Source organism: Flexithrix dorotheae DSM 6795 (assembly GCF_000379765.1).
GTDB lineage: Bacteria > Bacteroidota > Bacteroidia > Cytophagales > Flammeovirgaceae > Flexithrix > Flexithrix dorotheae.
This window is the reverse complement of record NZ_KB903440.1, coordinates 1-17,609: the sequence shown is the minus strand read 5'-3', so window position 1 is coordinate 17,609 and position 17,609 is coordinate 1. Positions and strand designations below refer to the sequence as shown.

Sequence of the window (17,609 nt, the reverse complement as noted above, 5' to 3'; positions counted from 1 at the left end):
AAACTCAAATATCTAAATGTTCCAAGGGACTCACTATTTTTTCTATTCCTTTTTTTATTACCTGGGTGTAAATTTCGATTGTTTTTGGCAAACTATGTACTAAAAGATTTTGAATTTATCTTGATATACGCTCTTCGTTCTAATAAATGGGTCTCAAATAATTCTGCAGGATGTGAGGAGGTACTTTTTTGGTAACCCTGGAAGCCTTTGTAGCCCCCTAGAATAGTGTGTCCATATTTTGTGCGGCCACTCCAGTAAATAGAAGAAAAAAGAAAAGTAGAAATGCTATTTTCATCCGTGGGAAATTCCTGGTTTTCAAGATCCTATCAAAAGGCTCTGTTCATATTTTAATTTTAGTTGTTGTTGGAAAAGTTTAAAGCTCAGCATTAATCAAATAAATGGTATATAAAATGTAAACAATGAATAGAATTCCTGCTTCCCATCTATCAAGTTTTTTCCTTTGTCCGGTAAACATAGCTACAAACAGAAATAGCGTTCCACCCAACAATAAATAGATGTCAGTATTGAATGTTTTATCATAGTAAATAGAATTTATTACCGTACTTCCACCAAGTATGAAGAAAATATTGAAAATATTGGATCCAATTACATTTCCAACTGCTATATCATTGTTTTTCTTAATGGCCGCAATAATGGATGTGGCCAATTCTGGTAAGGACGTACCCGCAGCAACAATTGTTAGTGCTATAATTTTTTCGTTCACTCCCAACTCTGTAGCCAAAAGAATGGCATTGTTCATTACTAATCTTCCACCCGCAACTAGTCCGATAAACCCAATTAGAATCAATGCAATTACTTTCCATTTTGGTGTGTTCACTTTTTTTGTTATTTGTGTCGACTGATCTGCATTGAGTTGTTGGTATACATACATCATAAAAAGACCAAAAAAGATGAGAAGTATTATGCCATCAATTCTTGATAAAAGTGGTTCTTCAGAAAATATTAATTCATTACTCAATAAATACAGTAAAAGAGCTGCTAATATGGAAAAAGGAATTTCTTTCCAAACCGTGGTGGATTGAACAACTATCGGTGTAATGAGTCCTGTTAATCCAAGTATGAAAAATAAGTTGAAATTGTTGCTGCCGACAATATTTCCTAAAACAATACTTTGATGCCCCTCGCTTGCAGCCATGATGTTCACAATCAATTCAGGAGCTGATGTTCCAAAAGCAACAATTGTAAGCCCTATTGTTAAATCAGAAATACCATATTTTTTGGCAAGCGAAGTAGCTCCGTCAACCAACCAGTTTGCTCCTACAATCAGAAGAACAAACCCTACAAGTAATAATATAATTGGGTACAGCATAATTTAATTCTTCCTTATTGCTTATTGCTTCCAATGCCCAACTATCAACTATAAGCTGGACTTTTCAAATTAAAGTTAAAAGTATCTGATCGCACTAGCTTTTGCAAACAGTTCAGTTAGCTAATAGAGGATAGTATGGGTGGTGGTATGAATCTTTTTAATTAATCTGTTTCAGCACTCCACCATCAGCACGCAAGGACGCTCCATTCGTGGCACCCGAAAGTGGGCTTGCAAGGTACCAGATCCCCCTCCCGTGAGTCCTATTTGTCCTTGAGCAGAAATTCCCATGAAAACGCCCATTTTTTCTCATAATGAGGCCCATCCTTAATACTGGAAGTATGTGTTGTAAGATGCCTTATTGTAATTACCTGATCCGGGTAATAAGGATTTTTTACCTCAAATGGTAAATATTTGTTGATGGGATCATCAAGGTTTAGTTTTCTAAGTTCTTGAGCCTTGAGTAAAGCCACACCAATAAATGTTTTTGAAATTGAGCCAATATTTTGAATCGTATTTTCTGTATACTTTATATTTTGTTTAGTATTTGCATATCCAAACCCTTTAGAAAATAAGATATTATTTTGATTTACAATTGCAGCGGAGTACCCATTAATATGACCTTGGGAATAGATATTTTCTAATTCTTCTATTAACTTGTTGGATACTTTTTCATTAATCTGGCTATAACTAAAATTTATTGCAGAACACAATAATAGTGTGACAAATATTTTTTTCATATTTCTTTCAAGCACCTTCATCAAATTAAAGGAAGCACCTTACTATCATGAATTGAAGATTAAAGAATAAAGTAGTTTTTCCTTTTCAGGCCCATCAGAATTGCTAATAATACAATCCATTTCGTTTAATAGCATTAATTGCCTTGTCTTCATGTTTCCTTAATTCATGTAACCGCTTTTCATCCAGGCTGCTTTCCACCCCTACAAAGCTAATCTCATATTCCTTAAGGATTTCTTTGAAAATCAATCTAACTCTATCTTCATGATAATCTGAAGTAATTACAATTAATTTAGCATTTTTTGGCTCTGATAAGATTGCTTTAATTTTTACCGCATCGTCAACTGTATTTTCTGACATTGCAAACTCTAAAAAATCTTTTTCTGATAACCCTTTGTTTATTAAATACGCTCTTCCATAAAATGCATGTGGTTTATCCGATGTATTAAAATGAGCCCCCCAACCTCCAGTTAATAATACTAATTGTCCTTTAGTAAAAATTTTTCTGCAATAATCTAATCTGTTTTTAGATATATCACTCAATTCTCCAATCGGGGAATTTGGAGAGCCTAAAACGACTAACACTTCTTTTTTCATAAATCAAGGACACCATTAATTTTGTTATTGTTGTAACGTCACTGATGAAGGGTATTGTTGTCGATCGGATGGGTTTAGTGGGATCAAATTATGGTTATTGATTAGGAACCCACTACAAAAAAAGTCAGGACAAACAAAATCCCCACACAATAAAATTTCATCCTACAAGCAAGAAAAAAATTGAAATTTTACAAGGCTTATTTTGGACCTAAACCCATTAGAATTACTCAACGCAGAGATATGTTTTAGCAATTTCGCTTTTCCGTCCTTCAAACTTAGCTCTATTAATTCTTAATAGAGAAAGTATTCTCATCATTGTAAGAAAGCAAGTTTTTATTAAGAGTCTTTAATTTAGCAAATTGTAGTTCCTTAAGTACCCGTGCTCCATACCGGGTATTCCATACCGGGTACTATTATTTCTGAGAAACAATAATCTCTCTATCAGTCTTTTACGGGAAAATAATACACGGTTAATTTTGAATTTCTACTGAAATGACATCCAAACTAAATGCACTGGTGAATTTTATACAATGATTTTTCGGGTTGATATATAAAAGCAATAGCGGTTCAAGTGGGAACCTGAACCGCTATTGCTTTTATATAAGGTGGGGATCGTATACTCAGATAAACGTAATACCCTGATTTCCGCATATTTTAGCAACCTTTTCAAAGTCAGGGGGTCCGGCAGGTAGATTAGCCAGTTCACCAAACATTTTTTCTATTCCGGAAGGGAAAGCACTTGTAATCATTTTGGCTTTTTCGGTGCCTATTACCTTCCACGCGTGTGAAACGTTTTTGGGGGCAAAGGCAGTATCACCCTCATTGAGCACAGTTGTTTTTCCATCAACCATAATCTCTACTTGACCTTTGATGACCCTGAATATTTCATCTTCTTTTGTATGAATATGTGGTGGAATGCCCACCCCGGGCTCTACGTCATCTACCCATTCAACAATTTGGTTGTTGGTGTCGCTACCCACTAGTTTATGGCTTTGTATATCACCTAATACATTTAGTACTTTGCCATCTTCGTTCTTAATAATTTTGGGGTCTAAGCCAGATCCTTGGATGCTATCAGATGTCAATTTTTTGCTCTGAGCAATAAATGGAATCATTGTTATGCCAAGACCAATACCAGTATTCTTCAAAAATTTTTTTCTGTCCATATTACTATATTTTACGTTAGTGGTTTAAACTTTTTGATTTACACAAATAAAATGTCCCCATTTTTATTTCCTTTTAGGCCTTTTAGATAGGTATGGGCAACTTCAATTGCTGAGGGAGACTGGCTTTCGTCCATTCCCATAACTTTGGCGGTTTCTTTTACCAAAGGTGGATGTATGACCATTATCCTTTGTCCTTCAGGCAATTCCAATGCAAGTGCCTTGGCAAAACCCTCCAAACCCGCATTTGCCATTGCGATATTACTGGTTTCAGGCCAAGGGTGGTGAGCCAGTATTCCTCCAGTGAGGTTAATCGTTCCATTTGGTTTTAAAGCTTTTAATCCAAAACGACAGAGGTTTACTTGCCCCAATAGCTTACTGGTAAGTCCGAGGTTTATTTGCTCGTCAGTTAGCTTTGACAATGGACCGAAACTAGCATTTCCTGCGGTACAAATGATGGTGTCCAATGTTCCAATTTCAGAAAAGAATTGCCTGATGGATTCAGGGTTTTCCATATCCATCTGGTGTTCCCCCGATCGGGTAATAGATCGAACCTGATGTCCGTTTGCTTTTAACAACTTAACAATTGCACTTCCGATAGTGCCAGTCCCTCCTATGACAATTGATATTTTCATAAATTATCTTTTCAAACAAAGATAAGCCGGGCATTACTTGAAGGGAATGCGATTTTTACGGTAAAACCTTAGAAAATGAGAAATTAGGAATTGCGAAGTTGAGTAGGTGATATGCCCATTTGTGCTTTGCAAAATGAACTAAAGTAGTCGGGCGATGAAAATCCCAATTCAAATGCAATTTCCTTGAAAGACTTATCTGTAAATTTCAATGCATATCTGGAACGCATTACGAGTTGTTCGGTGATGAGACTTTTGGCACTTACACCAAGTACGCTATTAACGCATTCATTTAAGTATTTATCTGAAACATTTAAAATACTTGCATATTCGCTTACCCTGTGATATTCAGAGATTCGCTTGTCCATCGTTTTCTTAAACTTATATACCAAGGCAGATTTTGAATTATTGTCTGATATAACCGATTTGATATTGCACTTTCCATCACAGTAAATAAAAAATGTATTCAGCAATGAGACAATAGCTTCTTCCCTGTGTTTAAGGTTGGTACTGATCAGTTCGTCAAGCATTTCGAAAATAGACTGAATCCGTGTTTCAATACCCGGGGAGAGGTTTATTTTGGGAATTTCATTGTTGCTAAAAAGGCGTACTTCAGTAATGTGAAGTTTATTGAAGGTAGGATGGTTTAATATATCTTTTGGAATAAAGAGCACAATCCCTGATGAAGTCGTAGAATCGTTTTTTATGATCTTCCATTCATAACTTGTGTTTAAGAAAAAGACAGCGTTGGATACATTCTTATATAATGTTTTGTTTATTTCTATTCCCTTTACTCCATTTTGAACCCAACAAACCACATAACTGTCAGCATCTTGGTGTGATGTAATTTTGTTTAGGATGCGTGAAATTTTAATGTGATCAATGTTCATTTTATATTCTGACTAACATACAGAAAGGTACAATTTTTCTTCGATTTATATAACTATTTTAAGATGATTTCCCCAATTAACCTTTATCCGTGTAACAAAGATCTGTTCCTTTTTTCAAGTTATAAAGGCTTAAGATTCGGAGATGTCACCACCCTAAAAATAAATGAAGTTTTTTAAAAATGGTATTTATGTGGTTCAGGCAAAGGAATCGCTACTATTTACGGAATTGAACAGGATTTAAACTTTCATCTGTCAAGGCATACCTGCGGAATATTTCTAATCAGTAATGGAATGAGTCTGGAGAAAAGCGCTAAAATTCTTGGGTATACCGATACAAAACAACAAAAATTTATGCCCAACTCACGAGGAAAAGTATTGGCAATAGTATGACTGAAATCAATAATAAGATTAGGAAAAAGCTATAACTTATACATAGGAGGGGAAATTAATCTACTTTATACCTTTCTATATTTTAAATATTAAACATAATAATCAATAGTTTCATTTTCTACTCTATAGAGTTCCTGAACTACACCCATCTGTAATTTAAATGAATTAAGAAGTTAATTTGCCTTTAGTTTTTTACTCTGTAATTATACTGAATATCAAACATTTAACTACTAGACCACTCATCAAAAAGTTAGTCAAACATCAAAAGGGTAAAATAAGCGTTTTTTCGTGCAAAAAGGCATAAAAAAAGCCCTCAGAAACGTCTGAGGGCTTTTGGAGTAGTACTCGCAGAGAGTGAGGGATTCGAACCCCCGGTACCTTTCGGTACAATGGTTTTCAAGACCACCGCATTCGACCACTCTGCCAACTCTCTGTATATTTGTGATCGATATTTTCGGACTGCAAATATGCAGTCTTATTTTTTATTCTCAAAAAAAATATAAACTTTTTTTATTCTTGTTTTTTATCCTTTGCAATATCTAAAGTAGCATTTATCTCAAACCCCACCAGTAAGACCAGGGAAATGGCAAATAGCCAGAACATCATTCCTATCATTGCACCAATTGAGCCATATAATTTATTATAGGTGCCAAAATTATCCATATAGTAGGAAAAGATTAAAGATACCAATACGCATAAAACTGTGGCGATAAATGAGCCTATGGAGAAAAAATTCCACCTGGCTGGCACAGAGGGAGCATAATAATAGATCACCGAAGTCCCAAAGAAAAACATAAAAAAGACAATGACAAGCCTTAGCACATTGATGAGATAGATAATAAAGTCCTGATTTAGAATTCCGTAATCAATCAGGAGTTTTAGGATAATATTGCCTAATACTAAAAGGAAAATGGCCAAAATCAGGATCGTAGCCAAAAAGAAAGTAAGTGCAGTAGCTATCCATTTTTCCCTTAAAAAAGTTCGTTTTTTTGGATTATGGTAAATGCTGTTAAATGCGTCCATCAGGCCAGTCATCCCATTGGTAGCAAGATAGAGCGCAGTAAAAAAACCAAAAGATAAAAGTCCTCCTCTTGGCTTACTTATAATATCATGAATAGTACCATCAGCATAAACATAAAAACTATTGGGTAAAATTTCATCCAGAAAATCCAGCACCTTCTCTACATCAATATCCGGTATATATGGGATTAGGGTAAAAAGGAATATAATAGAGGGGAATATGGCCATTGTAAAATTAAAAGCCACTGCATATGCCCTTTGCTTGGTATTATTTTCCTGGAGTTTGTTATAAAAAATCTGTAATATTTCATAAAGATTTATATCCAAATTATGAAAATAAACCCCTTTAAATGATATAAGGATTTTACGATAGATTCTGGAATTAAAAAGATATTTCTGAACAATACTCATTCAAAAAACGGTTTCAATAATTCAATTACTTTCTCAGGAGCCCTGCAGGGTCGGTGACTTTCTTTTCTTAAAAAAACTAAGGTAGTCTCTCCAGTGTTCAATAATTGGTTATTTTCATTGGTAATCTCATATGAAAAATGAATTTTCACCCTTGGTAATTCTTTTATACTTGTTTTGATGGTGATTAGTTCATCATATTTTGCAGGTAATAAAAATTTGGAATAGCAATCCAGGACCGGCATGATTATCCCGTCATCCTCCATAGCCTTATAGCTAAAGCCTAAATCTCTAAGGGCTTCTACCCTTCCTATTTCGTAAAAAGAAGCGTAATTTCCATAATATACATAGCCCATTTGGTCCGTATCAGAATACCTCACCCTTATTTTATAGTTGCTGGAATACATTCAATTAATTTTTCTATGTGGTAATTTTTTTGTCAAATTAGCAAATAATGTTTTGAAGATGGAAATCCCCGCTTTTTTATTTGGCATTAAAGTTTACCCACCTGAAACAAAGCTCATTTAGCTAACGCCTCACTCCCGACTCAAAATAAGGTGCGCATTTATTTTCTTCAGGCAGAATTTACCCGGTTATATAGAATTCTAAAAGGACAAATACCATGTAATAAGTTAGGAAAACTAGTCACTTAATTCCCTGATATTCAGGCTGGATTTGGGAAATAATATAATTAATAACCCGTAATAACCAAGTATTTTCCATTCTGGAAATAATACCCATAATATTAAAATTAATGAGAGATTTCGCCCTCATTATCAGGTATTTGGGGAATAATCTTAAAAAAATATTTTGTCCTGTTAGTTTATGGAAATTATTTTAATCACCATTTTTTGTTTAGGTTACCTTGCTATAGTATTTGAACACAATATTCATGTGAATAAGGCTGCTCCGGCTTTGGTTACCGGGATTTTATGCTGGACTTTCTACATCATGTTGACAGATAAGCCTGCCACTGATGTTCATGGAGAATTACACGAATATATTGCGGAGGTGGCTAGTGTATTATTTTTCCTCATTGGTGCGATGACTATTGTAGAATTAATAGATGCCCATGAAGGATTTGATGTGATAACTAAACGGATAAACACCCATGATAAAGCAAAATTACTCTGGATTTGTGCTATCCTAACTTTTTTCCTATCCGCCTTACTAGATAACCTTACCACTACAATTGTAATGGTTTCCATTTTGAGGAAATTAGTTAAGAAAAGAAAAAACCGACTCTTTTTTATAGGAATGGTGATTATTTCAGCAAATGCTGGAGGAGCCTGGTCACCTATTGGTGACGTTACCACTACCATGCTTTGGATTGGCGGACAGATCAGTAGTAAAAATATTGTAAGTACCCTTATTTTGCCAAGTTTGGTTTGTATGCTTGTTCCTCTAATTATTAGTACTTTTTTAATTAAGGGGGATTTCGAAAGTCCGGGTGGCGATCAGGTTGGATTTCATTCCAGCCCTATAAAATTTAAACCCTCACAGATTATATATATTTCCAAATTCGAAAAGCGGTTAGTATTCCTAAGTGGAATTGCTGCTCTTGTATTTGTTCCTTTCTTTAAAACAATTACACACCTTCCGCCATTTATGGGAATTTTACTTGGGTTGGGAATATTGTGGTTACTGACTGAAATTATCCACAAGGATAAAAATGATGAAATCAAAAATCCTGTTTCAGTAATTGGGGTTTTAAAAAGAGTGGATGTACCCAGTGTGCTGTTCTTCTTTGGAATATTAGTAGCAATTTCCAGTTTACAGGCCACAGGGATCTTAAAGGAACTGGCAATTTATCTTGATCAAACTATTGGAGATTTACAGGTGATCAGTTTATTGCTGGGACTACTTTCTGCCATCGTAGACAACGTTCCATTGGTTGCGGCATCAATGGGGATGTACGATTTGGCAGAGTTCCCAATGGATCATCAATTGTGGGAGTTTATTGCCTATTGTGCAGGAACTGGTGGTAGTGCCTTAATAATTGGTTCTGCCTCAGGGGTGGCTGCAATGGGTATGGAAAGAATAAACTTCTTGTGGTATGTTAAAAATATTTCCTGGCTTGCGCTTATTGGATATATAGCTGGAGCTTTGGTGTATTTACTGCAGATAAGTTTGTAATTTGATCATTTGATTAGTTGAATTTTAACAAGCCCAATATTCTATTTGGGCTTTGTTTTTTACACTAATTGTAACTATATTAGTTACAATTAAATATGAAAAGTAGTAAATTCATAGTAGCCACACATATAATGACAATCCTTGCCTTAAAGGAAGGAAGAAAGGTGACATCTGCAGATCTTGCCTGGAGTATTAATACCAATCCGGTGCTGGTGAGAAAGTTAATTGGCCATCTAAAAAAAAGTGGACTTGTAGTATCTGAAACAGGTGCAGACGGGGGAAATAAATTAGCAAAAAAGGCTTTTGAGATTACTCTACTTGATATTTATTCTGCAATCGAGACTAAATCTGTATTTCAAAAGCCTTATAGCAAAATGAATAAAAACTGTGGAATTGCCCGCAATATTTTACCTGTGCTCGGTCACCATTTCAATAAGGCAGAATTAGCTTTAATGGGTGAATTAAGGAAAACATCTTTAAAAACTATATCCCTTGAAATTATCCAATCGGAAAAATTAAAACTGAGATAAATCAAAAAATTTTAAAGAAAAATAAATTTAAATAGTTAATTGTAACTAAACTTATTACAATTAAACTTCATTTTTTAAATAGTTTAAGTTTAAAGTTTGTCCCTCTTTTTAGTCATATCTATTTTGTATTCGATAGATTTGTTTAATGCTCAGAAAGATATTAATTCAGATTGCCATTTTGCCTATCAGGATTTACCAGTGGTTGATTTCACCCATGTTTCCATCTTCGTGCCGGCATGTTCCCACCTGTTCCCACTACACGGTAGAGGCGATAAAGGAATGGGGGGCATTGAAAGGTATTTGGCTGGGTATAAAACGAATTTCCAAATGTCACCCCTGGGGTACTCATGGATACGATCCCGTCCCCAAAAATCCCAATAAAAAACGCTAATTTTTTTACCTTGAATAGAATTGACAGACTTTCCGCTATACTGATTCAGCTACAAAGCAAACGAATTGTAACAGCCAGAGAAATAGCAGAAAGATTTGAAATTAGTCTTCGCACAGTTTACAGAGATATTCGGGCATTAGAAAGTGGTGGAGTACCTATTGCCTCTGAAGCTGGTGTGGGATACTCTCTGGTTCCTGGCTATCATTTACCACCTGTAATGTTTACCGACAAAGAAGCTGGTGCAATTTTATTGGGAAGTAAACTTCTTGAACAATTTGCAGATAAAGCCATCAAAACGGAATTTGAATCAGCCCTGTATAAAATTCAGGCAGTGTTAAAATCTTCAGGGAAGGAACATCTTGAAAATCTTAATGAAAAAATAAAAGTAATGGGTTTTTATGGCCCACCACCTCAGGAATCGGGATTTTTATTGAATATTCAAGAAGCACTTTCCAAACACAGGGAAATATCAATTGAATATCTTTCGAATAAAAAAAATGAACTAACCAGTAGGATTATTGAGCCAATTGGTTTGTGTCATTATGGTAGTGGATGGCATTTAATTGCTTTTTGCCAGTTAAGAAATGGATATAGAGATTTTAGAACTAACAGGATAAAGCAACTTGAAATTCTTGATAAAAAAGTAGCAAAAGATAACCATCCTAATCTATCAGAATATTTTGATAGTCTTCAGGAAGCGCTTGATTTTAGGGAAATTGTCCTTAAGGTGAATTCGGCAACGAGAAGGATAATGGAAGATCAGGTTTACTACATGGGCCTGGTAAATGAAAAAGAGAATAAAAATGATGTGCAATTACATTTTATGATCAATAACCTGAATGCTTTTGCCCGCTGGATAATTATGTATGGTAAAAGTATTGAAATTTTAAGGCCAGAATTTTTGAAAAAGGAGGTAAAAAAACTCGTTAATGAGCTCCTGAAGCACTATTCCTAATTTATTTCCACATTCATTTTTCCTACTGACATAGGGCTGTCAGTAAGCCCTCCTAAGTTTGCTATATCACAAAAAACTAATTTAAAAACTTATGGAAACAATGAATTTTCAAAAACTGGATGCCAACTATTATCAAGCGGAATTAAGCCCTAAAAAAGTAGAATTAAATCCTCTAAAATATTTGTCTGTAGCAGGCCGGTCTTCTCCAGAAGCAAAAGTATTCAACCAGTCAATTGCCGAAATTTATGGATTTATTCATGCGCTTAAAAACCATGGAATTCAAAGTGGAAATGATTTCGAAATTGCCCAAATGGAAGCTTATTGGTGGGTGGAAAAAGGCAAAGAATTTAAAACTGTTCCCCGAGATGAATGGTACTGGAAAATTCTAATTCCCATACCCGAATTTATCTCCTTGTCGGATTTCGAAGCTATTCATTCACCAATGAATGGTAAGGTTACAATAGAAGAAATAAATGAAGGAACTTGTGTACAAATGCTACATCTCGGTTCCTATGAAGAAGAAGAGCCAACAATTGAAAAAATTTTGGAATTTATGGCGGAAAACCAATTAGCAATGAATGGGTATCATCATGAAATTTATCTTAATGACCCCAGAGAAACACCTGTGAAGGAATTAATGACAATTATCAGGTACCCGGTTAAAGCAAAGAATTAGAATCAAGATATTTGTTTGAAATAGATGATAGGCTTCCTTAAGGGAAGTCTTTTTTTTGTCCAAAAAATTTTAACAGCCATTCCAAAAAACAAATTTTTTGAAATCCCCATTTGTTAGTATTTTTGTTTTAAACATGTTTGATTATCGAATTCCTGATATCAGTCAGGCAAAATTGATTGGTTGATTGAATTAGAATAATTGTTGTAAACTATCCAGTCTTTTCCACCTGAATTAAATGCAGAAATGCATTTTTTACTATACCCAATTTAAAACCAGACTATATTTAATTCCCTGGCTCAATTACTCAGTTTAGATAAACTAAGTGTAATGGTATGTTTTGAAAATTCAGTTAAATGTAAAAAAAAGTGAATAACTGATATTTTCATGTGGTAATTAGATATTTTTGGTAAGTGTTAAAATATAAAGAAATTGAGAATTTATTAGATTTTATTGTTAAATTAAAATCCAGACTAAACGAGGTAAGAAGTTTAAGTATCTTTTTACAGCTATTATAGCCTGAGCCGGATATTTCTGTTCAGGCATTTAAGGAAAAATAGTTAACTTGAATGAAGTTCGCAATGGGTGCTAACTGACTACTTACCTAAATTTAATATTGATTGAGAAAATGTTCTTATCATTTTAATTGTTGAAGACATGGTGATAACAGAAAAAGGGGACATCTTAAGAAATACGCTAAAAGAAGTATTTGGCTATAACCAGTTCCGTGGTAACCAGGAGAAAATAATCAATAATATCATGAGTGGTAGAAATACCTTCGTGATTATGCCAACAGGTGCAGGAAAATCTATGTGTTACCAACTTCCAGCCATTATCCAGGAAGGTACAGCCGTGGTTATTTCCCCACTGATCGCTTTGATGAAAAACCAGGTAGATCAGCTAAATGCTTTTGGGATAAATGCCCATTTCTTAAATTCTACCCTTTCCAAAACCGAGATTAATAAGGTAAAAAAACAATTGCTGAATGGGGAAATGAAGTTGCTTTATGTAGCTCCCGAATCGTTGACAAAGGAAGAGAATATAGCATTATTAAAAAAAGCAAACCTTTCATTTGTAGCAGTAGATGAAGCCCACTGTATCTCTGAATGGGGCCATGATTTCCGACCAGAGTACCGCAGGATAAAAACCATTATTGAGGATATTGGAAACCTTCCTATCATTGCCCTTACTGCCACAGCCACCCCTAAAGTAAGGTCTGATATTCAGAAAAATTTAAAAATGGAAGAGGCTGATATTTTTATATCCTCCTTCCACAGAAAAAACCTTTTTTACGAAGTAAGGCCAAAACAAAACAGTAAGAAACAATTAATAAAATTTGTCCATCAGTATAAAGGAAAGGCAGGAATAGTATATTGCCTGAGTAGAAAAAAAGTAGAAGAAATTGCCGAACTTTTAAAAGTGAATGGTGTAAAAGCCCTGCCTTATCATGCCGGAATGGATTCCTCATTAAGAGAGAAACACCAGGATGCATTTTTAAGTGAAGATGCAGATGTGATTGTGGCTACCATTGCCTTTGGGATGGGAATTGATAAGCCCGATGTTCGGTTTGTGATCCACTATGATGCGCCAAAGTCTATTGAGGGTTACTATCAGGAAACCGGAAGAGCAGGCAGAGATGGCCTGGACAGCCATTGTCTAATGTTTTTCAGTGAGAAAGATATCAATAAATTAGAGAAATTTAATAAAGATAAACCCGTAACCGAGCGGGATAATGCCAAACACTTGCTCAAAGAGGTAAGTTATTATGCCAATTCTTCTGTGTGCCGGCACAGGCAGTTATTACATTATTTTGGGGAATACCTGGATAAAGATTATGGATTTTGTGATAACACAAAAAAAGACAGAGAAGAATTTAATGGGAAGAATTATTTATTAACGGTTTTACAAACTGTATTGCAAACTGGCGAAAGGTTTAATATGGAACATATTGTGGACGTAATTTGTGCCAATGATAGCCAGTATGTAACCAGTTATACCCACAATAAGCTTGATGTTTATGGTAAACATGAAGGTAAGGATAATGATTTCTGGGTATCTGTTGTCAGGCAGGCCATGATCCACAAATTACTGGTTAAAGATATCGATGAAATCACGGTATTAAAACTTACTGAGGAAGGGCATAATTTTTTGGAAAATCCAAAGACTATCACCCTGACCAAAGATCATGATTACTCCAATATAAAAATGGATGAAGAGGAGGACTCTTCCAATAATGTGGGCCATGCTCAGGCTGCAGATGAAACACTTTTTGAATTGCTAAAAGGCCTGAGAAAGAAATTAGCCAAACAGAAAGACTTACCTCCATATGTAATTTTCCAGGACCCTTCTCTGGAAGAAATGGCCACAATATATCCTTGTACCGAAGATGACCTTTCCAAAATAAATGGAGTAGGGATGGGTAAAATCAAAAAGTTCGGCAAGCCATTTATTGAGCTCATCAAAAACTATGTAGAAGAAAATGATATCGTTACTGCATCCGATGTAGTGGTGAAATCGGCTGTAAATAAATCGAAAACCAAGATTTTCATTATTCAGCAAATTGACCGAATGGTGGATTTGGATGAAATTTCAGAGTCTTTGGGAATTGATTATTTTAATGTAATTGATGAAATAGAAAACATTTGTTTTTCGGGCACCAAGCTAAATCTGGATTACTATATCGAACAGATTATGGATGATGAGAGGGAGGAAGATATTTGGAGTTATTTTATGGAAGCAGAAACAGACAGCCTTGAAGATGCCATTGAAGAATTAGGAGATGATTATTCAGAAGAGGAAATTCGTTTAATGAGAGTGAAATTTATGTCGGAGGTGGCTTTCTAGGAAAAGATTAAAGTCTATCGCCCATCTACTTTTGAAATAAATCAGAAAGCAGTGTTATAAAATTTTATAGCACTGCTTTTTTTTTGATATTTGCGGAAACTTTTTTCAAACCTTTTTAAGATAAAAGAATGAATGTTTTAATTGTTGGATCAGGAGGAAGAGAGCATGCTTTTGCGTGGAAAATTAATCAAAGCCCGAAGCTTGGGAATTTATTTGTAGCACCGGGAAATGCAGGAACTGCAGAAATTGCCACCAATGTAAATCTGGATGTAACAGATTTTGAAGGAATAGCTGAATTTTCCAAGAAGGAAGATATTGAGCTAATTGTAGTTGGCCCGGAAGTGCCGCTTGTAGCTGGTATTACCGACTTTTTTAAGAATGATGAATCCTTAAAATCAATAAAAGTAATTGGTCCGGATAAACAGGGCGCTTTGCTAGAAGGAAGTAAAGACTTCTCTAAAAATTTTATGGTGAAGTATGGTGTTCCTGCCGCAAAATCACAAACATTTAATTTATCTACTTTAGAAGATGGTTTAAAATATCTGGAAAGCGAAAAAGCACCTTATGTTTTAAAAGCGGATGGCCTGGCAGCAGGAAAAGGGGTAATCATTACTTCCGATCTGGGTGAAGCCAAATCCAATTTGAAGGAAATGCTGGAAGGAAAGTTTGGAGATGCCAGTAGCAATGTGCTTATAGAGCAACATTTAAGTGGAATTGAACTTTCCGTTTTTGTACTTACCGATGGAGAAGACTATATCATATTGCCCTCAGCCAAAGATTATAAAAGAATCGGAGAAGGAGATTCTGGTCTTAATACCGGAGGAATGGGTGCAGTTTCACCGGTTCCTTTTGCAGATGAAGCATTCTTAAAAAAAGTAGAAGAAAAGGTAGTTAAACCCACATTGAACGGTCTAAAATCGGAAGGCATTGATTACACCGGATTCATATTCATTGGTTTGATGAATATGGAAGGAGAGCCTTACGTGATCGAATATAATGTGAGAATGGGAGATCCGGAAACAGAAGTCGTATTCCCAAGGCTGGATGCTGATTTATTGGAAATCCTGGACCTGGCAGGTCAGAAGAAGTTGTCAGAAGCCAATTTGGAAATTGATCCAAGAACTGCAACCACGGTCATGTTAGTATCAGGAGGCTATCCGGGTAGCTACGAAAAAGGAAAAGTGATGACTGGTTTTGAGGAGTTGGAAGAAGTAATAGCCTTTCATGCAGGAACTAAAGATGGGGAAAATGGAGATGTGCTTACAAACGGAGGTCGTGTAATAGCGATTTCTGCCCTTGGTGAAACAATGGAGAAAGCATTGGAAAAATCTTATCGAGGGGCTGAAAAAATCAATTATGATGGAAAGTATTTCCGAAAAGATATCGGCTTTGATTTAAAAGGTTAAGTAGTTGATAATGATTAAAGATCACTACAACTAAGTAATAAAGAGTTGAAAACGCTCAATATAAATTAGTACAAGTACTATGATTAATAAGAAGATAGGAATTCTGGGTGGTGGGCAATTGGGAAGGATGTTTATTCAATCCGCCATTGATTACGGGATTAATGTGAATATTTTAGATCCAGACCCAAATGCTCCATGTAAATCAATAGCAGAGAATTTCCATGCAGGCTCCATAAAAGATTTTGATACTGTGGTGAATTTCGGAAAAGACCTGGATATAATTACCATAGAAATAGAGCAGGTAAATGCAAAAGCCTTAAAAGAGCTGGAAAAACAAGGTAAAAAGGTTTTCCCTCAACCTGAAGTTATTGAGTTAATTCAGGATAAAAGATCACAAAAGATTTTTTACCAGAAAAATAAAATCCCAACTTCAGATTTTATTCTGGTGGAGAATAAAGCTGAAATTGCAAAAAATTCTGATTTCTTTCCAGCTTTTAATAAGTTGGCAAAAGACGGTTATGATGGAAGAGGCGTGCAAAAACTAGTGGATGAAAATGATCTTGATTCTGCATTCGATGCCCCTGGTTTGTTGGAAAAACTCGTAGATATTGAGAAGGAGATTTCCATAATTGTCGGAAGAAATGAAAGTGGGAAAACCGTAGTTTATCCCGCTGTAGAATTAGTATATCACGAAGGACAAAACCTGGTAGATTATTTAATTTCACCCGCAAATATTTCTGCAGAAATTGAAAAAGAAGCCCAGGAAATAGCCCTGAAAATTATTGAGAAACTGAATATGGTGGGGATTCTTGCTGTTGAAATGTTTATCGATAAAGAAGGAAAATTATTGGTGAATGAAGTTGCACCAAGACCTCACAATAGTGGCCATCACAGTATTGAGGGAAATTTTACTTCTCAATATGAACAGCATTTAAGAGCCATTGTTAATTTTCCGCTCGGAAGTCCTAAGGCCAGACAACGGGCTGCTATGGTGAATATTTTGGGTGAAGAGGGCTATACGGGTAAAGTGAAATATGTGGGCTTTGAGAAAGCAGCTGAATTGGAAGGATGCTATGTTCATCTATATGGCAAGGAAACCACAAAACCCTTTAGAAAAATGGGACATGTTACAGTAGTTGGAGACAATAAGGAAGAGTTAATTGAAAAGATTGAAAAAATTAAATCCTTTTGTAAAGTAATTAGTGAATAAAAAAAGGGCTTACGCCCAGTCAAGGTCGGAAGATTTTTCTTCCGACTTTTTTTATTTTCAAGGAGTCATTTTTCTTAAAAAGGGAGAGATAAAAATCTGTATACTAATTGATGATTGGTCTAACTAAATTGTAGAAACGGTTGTTTTATTAGTATTTTAAATAGGGATAAATAAAATACTATGACAGTTTTTAAAGACCACACAATATCGGCTGACCAATTATTAGACTTTATTCCCGAAGCACTGCTTACTCATCTTTCCACTACCACCAAAGTTGATTATTATTCAAAAGTCCTACA

General features: G+C 35.2%; 16 protein-coding genes and 1 tRNA gene. 8 read left to right on the top strand and 9 right to left on the bottom strand.

Going from position 1 to position 17,609, the window contains the following annotated elements:
* Window positions 1-373 precede the first annotated feature (373 nt).
* The 9 genes from A3EM_RS0113680 to A3EM_RS0113640 form a co-directional block, all read right to left on the bottom strand.
* Window positions 374-1,330, bottom strand: a complete 957-nt coding sequence (locus A3EM_RS0113680; RefSeq protein WP_020528783.1) for a calcium/sodium antiporter — start codon at window positions 1,328-1,330, stop codon at window positions 374-376.
* A 260-nt stretch (window positions 1,331-1,590) separates the two neighbouring features.
* Entirely contained in the window at window positions 1,591-2,067 is a 477-nt protein-coding gene (locus tag A3EM_RS0113675) for a serine hydrolase domain-containing protein (protein ID WP_211211966.1), read from the bottom strand.
* Between the two features lie 103 nt (window positions 2,068-2,170).
* On the bottom strand, window positions 2,171-2,662 hold the full coding sequence (locus A3EM_RS0113670; RefSeq protein ID WP_020528781.1) for a YdcF family protein: 492 nt from the start codon (window positions 2,660-2,662) through the stop codon (window positions 2,171-2,173).
* A gap of 620 nt (window positions 2,663-3,282) precedes the next feature.
* Complete coding sequence (locus tag A3EM_RS0113665) at window positions 3,283-3,828, bottom strand: cupin domain-containing protein (RefSeq protein WP_020528780.1); 546 nt, start codon at window positions 3,826-3,828, stop codon at window positions 3,283-3,285.
* Between the two features lie 38 nt (window positions 3,829-3,866).
* Window positions 3,867-4,460 (bottom strand): short chain dehydrogenase, encoded by a 594-nt coding sequence (locus A3EM_RS0113660; RefSeq protein WP_020528779.1) that lies wholly within the window; start codon window positions 4,458-4,460, stop codon window positions 3,867-3,869.
* An 83-nt stretch (window positions 4,461-4,543) separates the two neighbouring features.
* Entirely contained in the window at window positions 4,544-5,347 is an 804-nt protein-coding gene (locus A3EM_RS0113655; RefSeq protein WP_020528778.1) for a helix-turn-helix domain-containing protein, read from the bottom strand.
* Between the two features lie 738 nt (window positions 5,348-6,085).
* A tRNA-Ser gene (locus A3EM_RS0113650) sits at window positions 6,086-6,170 on the bottom strand.
* Window positions 6,171-6,247: 77 nt separating this feature from the next.
* Window positions 6,248-7,168 (bottom strand): YihY/virulence factor BrkB family protein, encoded by a 921-nt coding sequence (locus tag A3EM_RS42355; protein WP_020528777.1) that lies wholly within the window; start codon window positions 7,166-7,168, stop codon window positions 6,248-6,250.
* Window positions 7,165-7,572, bottom strand: coding sequence for an acyl-CoA thioesterase (locus A3EM_RS0113640; RefSeq protein ID WP_020528776.1), 408 nt, complete (start codon window positions 7,570-7,572; stop codon window positions 7,165-7,167). The genes A3EM_RS42355 and A3EM_RS0113640 overlap by 4 nt, the downstream gene beginning before the upstream one ends.
* A gap of 418 nt (window positions 7,573-7,990) precedes the next feature.
* Here A3EM_RS0113640 and nhaD point away from each other — a divergent pair, with 418 nt between their 5' ends.
* The 8 genes from nhaD to A3EM_RS0113585 all read left to right on the top strand — a co-directional run bounded on the left by nhaD (window position 7,991) and on the right by A3EM_RS0113585 (window position 17,310).
* Entirely contained in the window at window positions 7,991-9,301 is a 1,311-nt protein-coding gene (gene nhaD, locus A3EM_RS0113625) for a sodium:proton antiporter NhaD (protein ID WP_020528773.1), read from the top strand.
* A 95-nt stretch (window positions 9,302-9,396) separates the two neighbouring features.
* Window positions 9,397-9,831 carry an Rrf2 family transcriptional regulator gene (locus A3EM_RS0113620; protein WP_020528772.1) on the top strand — a complete coding sequence of 145 codons (435 nt, stop codon included), beginning with the start codon at window positions 9,397-9,399 and terminating at the stop codon, window positions 9,829-9,831.
* Between the two features lie 145 nt (window positions 9,832-9,976).
* Complete coding sequence (yidD, locus tag A3EM_RS0113615; RefSeq protein WP_020528771.1) at window positions 9,977-10,222, top strand: membrane protein insertion efficiency factor YidD; 246 nt, start codon at window positions 9,977-9,979, stop codon at window positions 10,220-10,222.
* A gap of 10 nt (window positions 10,223-10,232) precedes the next feature.
* Window positions 10,233-11,177 carry a helix-turn-helix transcriptional regulator gene (locus A3EM_RS0113610; RefSeq protein WP_020528770.1) on the top strand — a complete coding sequence of 315 codons (945 nt, stop codon included), beginning with the start codon at window positions 10,233-10,235 and terminating at the stop codon, window positions 11,175-11,177.
* 100 nt (window positions 11,178-11,277) lie between these two features.
* Window positions 11,278-11,853: a GyrI-like domain-containing protein gene (locus tag A3EM_RS0113605; RefSeq protein WP_169513359.1), complete on the top strand. Its 576-nt coding sequence runs from the start codon at window positions 11,278-11,280 to the stop codon at window positions 11,851-11,853.
* A 654-nt stretch (window positions 11,854-12,507) separates the two neighbouring features.
* Window positions 12,508-14,694 carry a DNA helicase RecQ gene (recQ, locus tag A3EM_RS0113595; RefSeq protein WP_020528767.1) on the top strand — a complete coding sequence of 729 codons (2,187 nt, stop codon included), beginning with the start codon at window positions 12,508-12,510 and terminating at the stop codon, window positions 14,692-14,694.
* A 128-nt stretch (window positions 14,695-14,822) separates the two neighbouring features.
* The gene (gene purD / locus A3EM_RS0113590; protein ID WP_020528766.1) at window positions 14,823-16,100 is read left to right on the top strand and encodes a phosphoribosylamine--glycine ligase; all 1,278 of its coding nucleotides are present in this window, start codon (window positions 14,823-14,825) and stop codon (window positions 16,098-16,100) included.
* 79 nt (window positions 16,101-16,179) lie between these two features.
* Complete coding sequence (locus A3EM_RS0113585; RefSeq protein WP_020528765.1) at window positions 16,180-17,310, top strand: 5-(carboxyamino)imidazole ribonucleotide synthase; 1,131 nt, start codon at window positions 16,180-16,182, stop codon at window positions 17,308-17,310.
* Window positions 17,311-17,609: the final 299 nt, after the last annotated feature.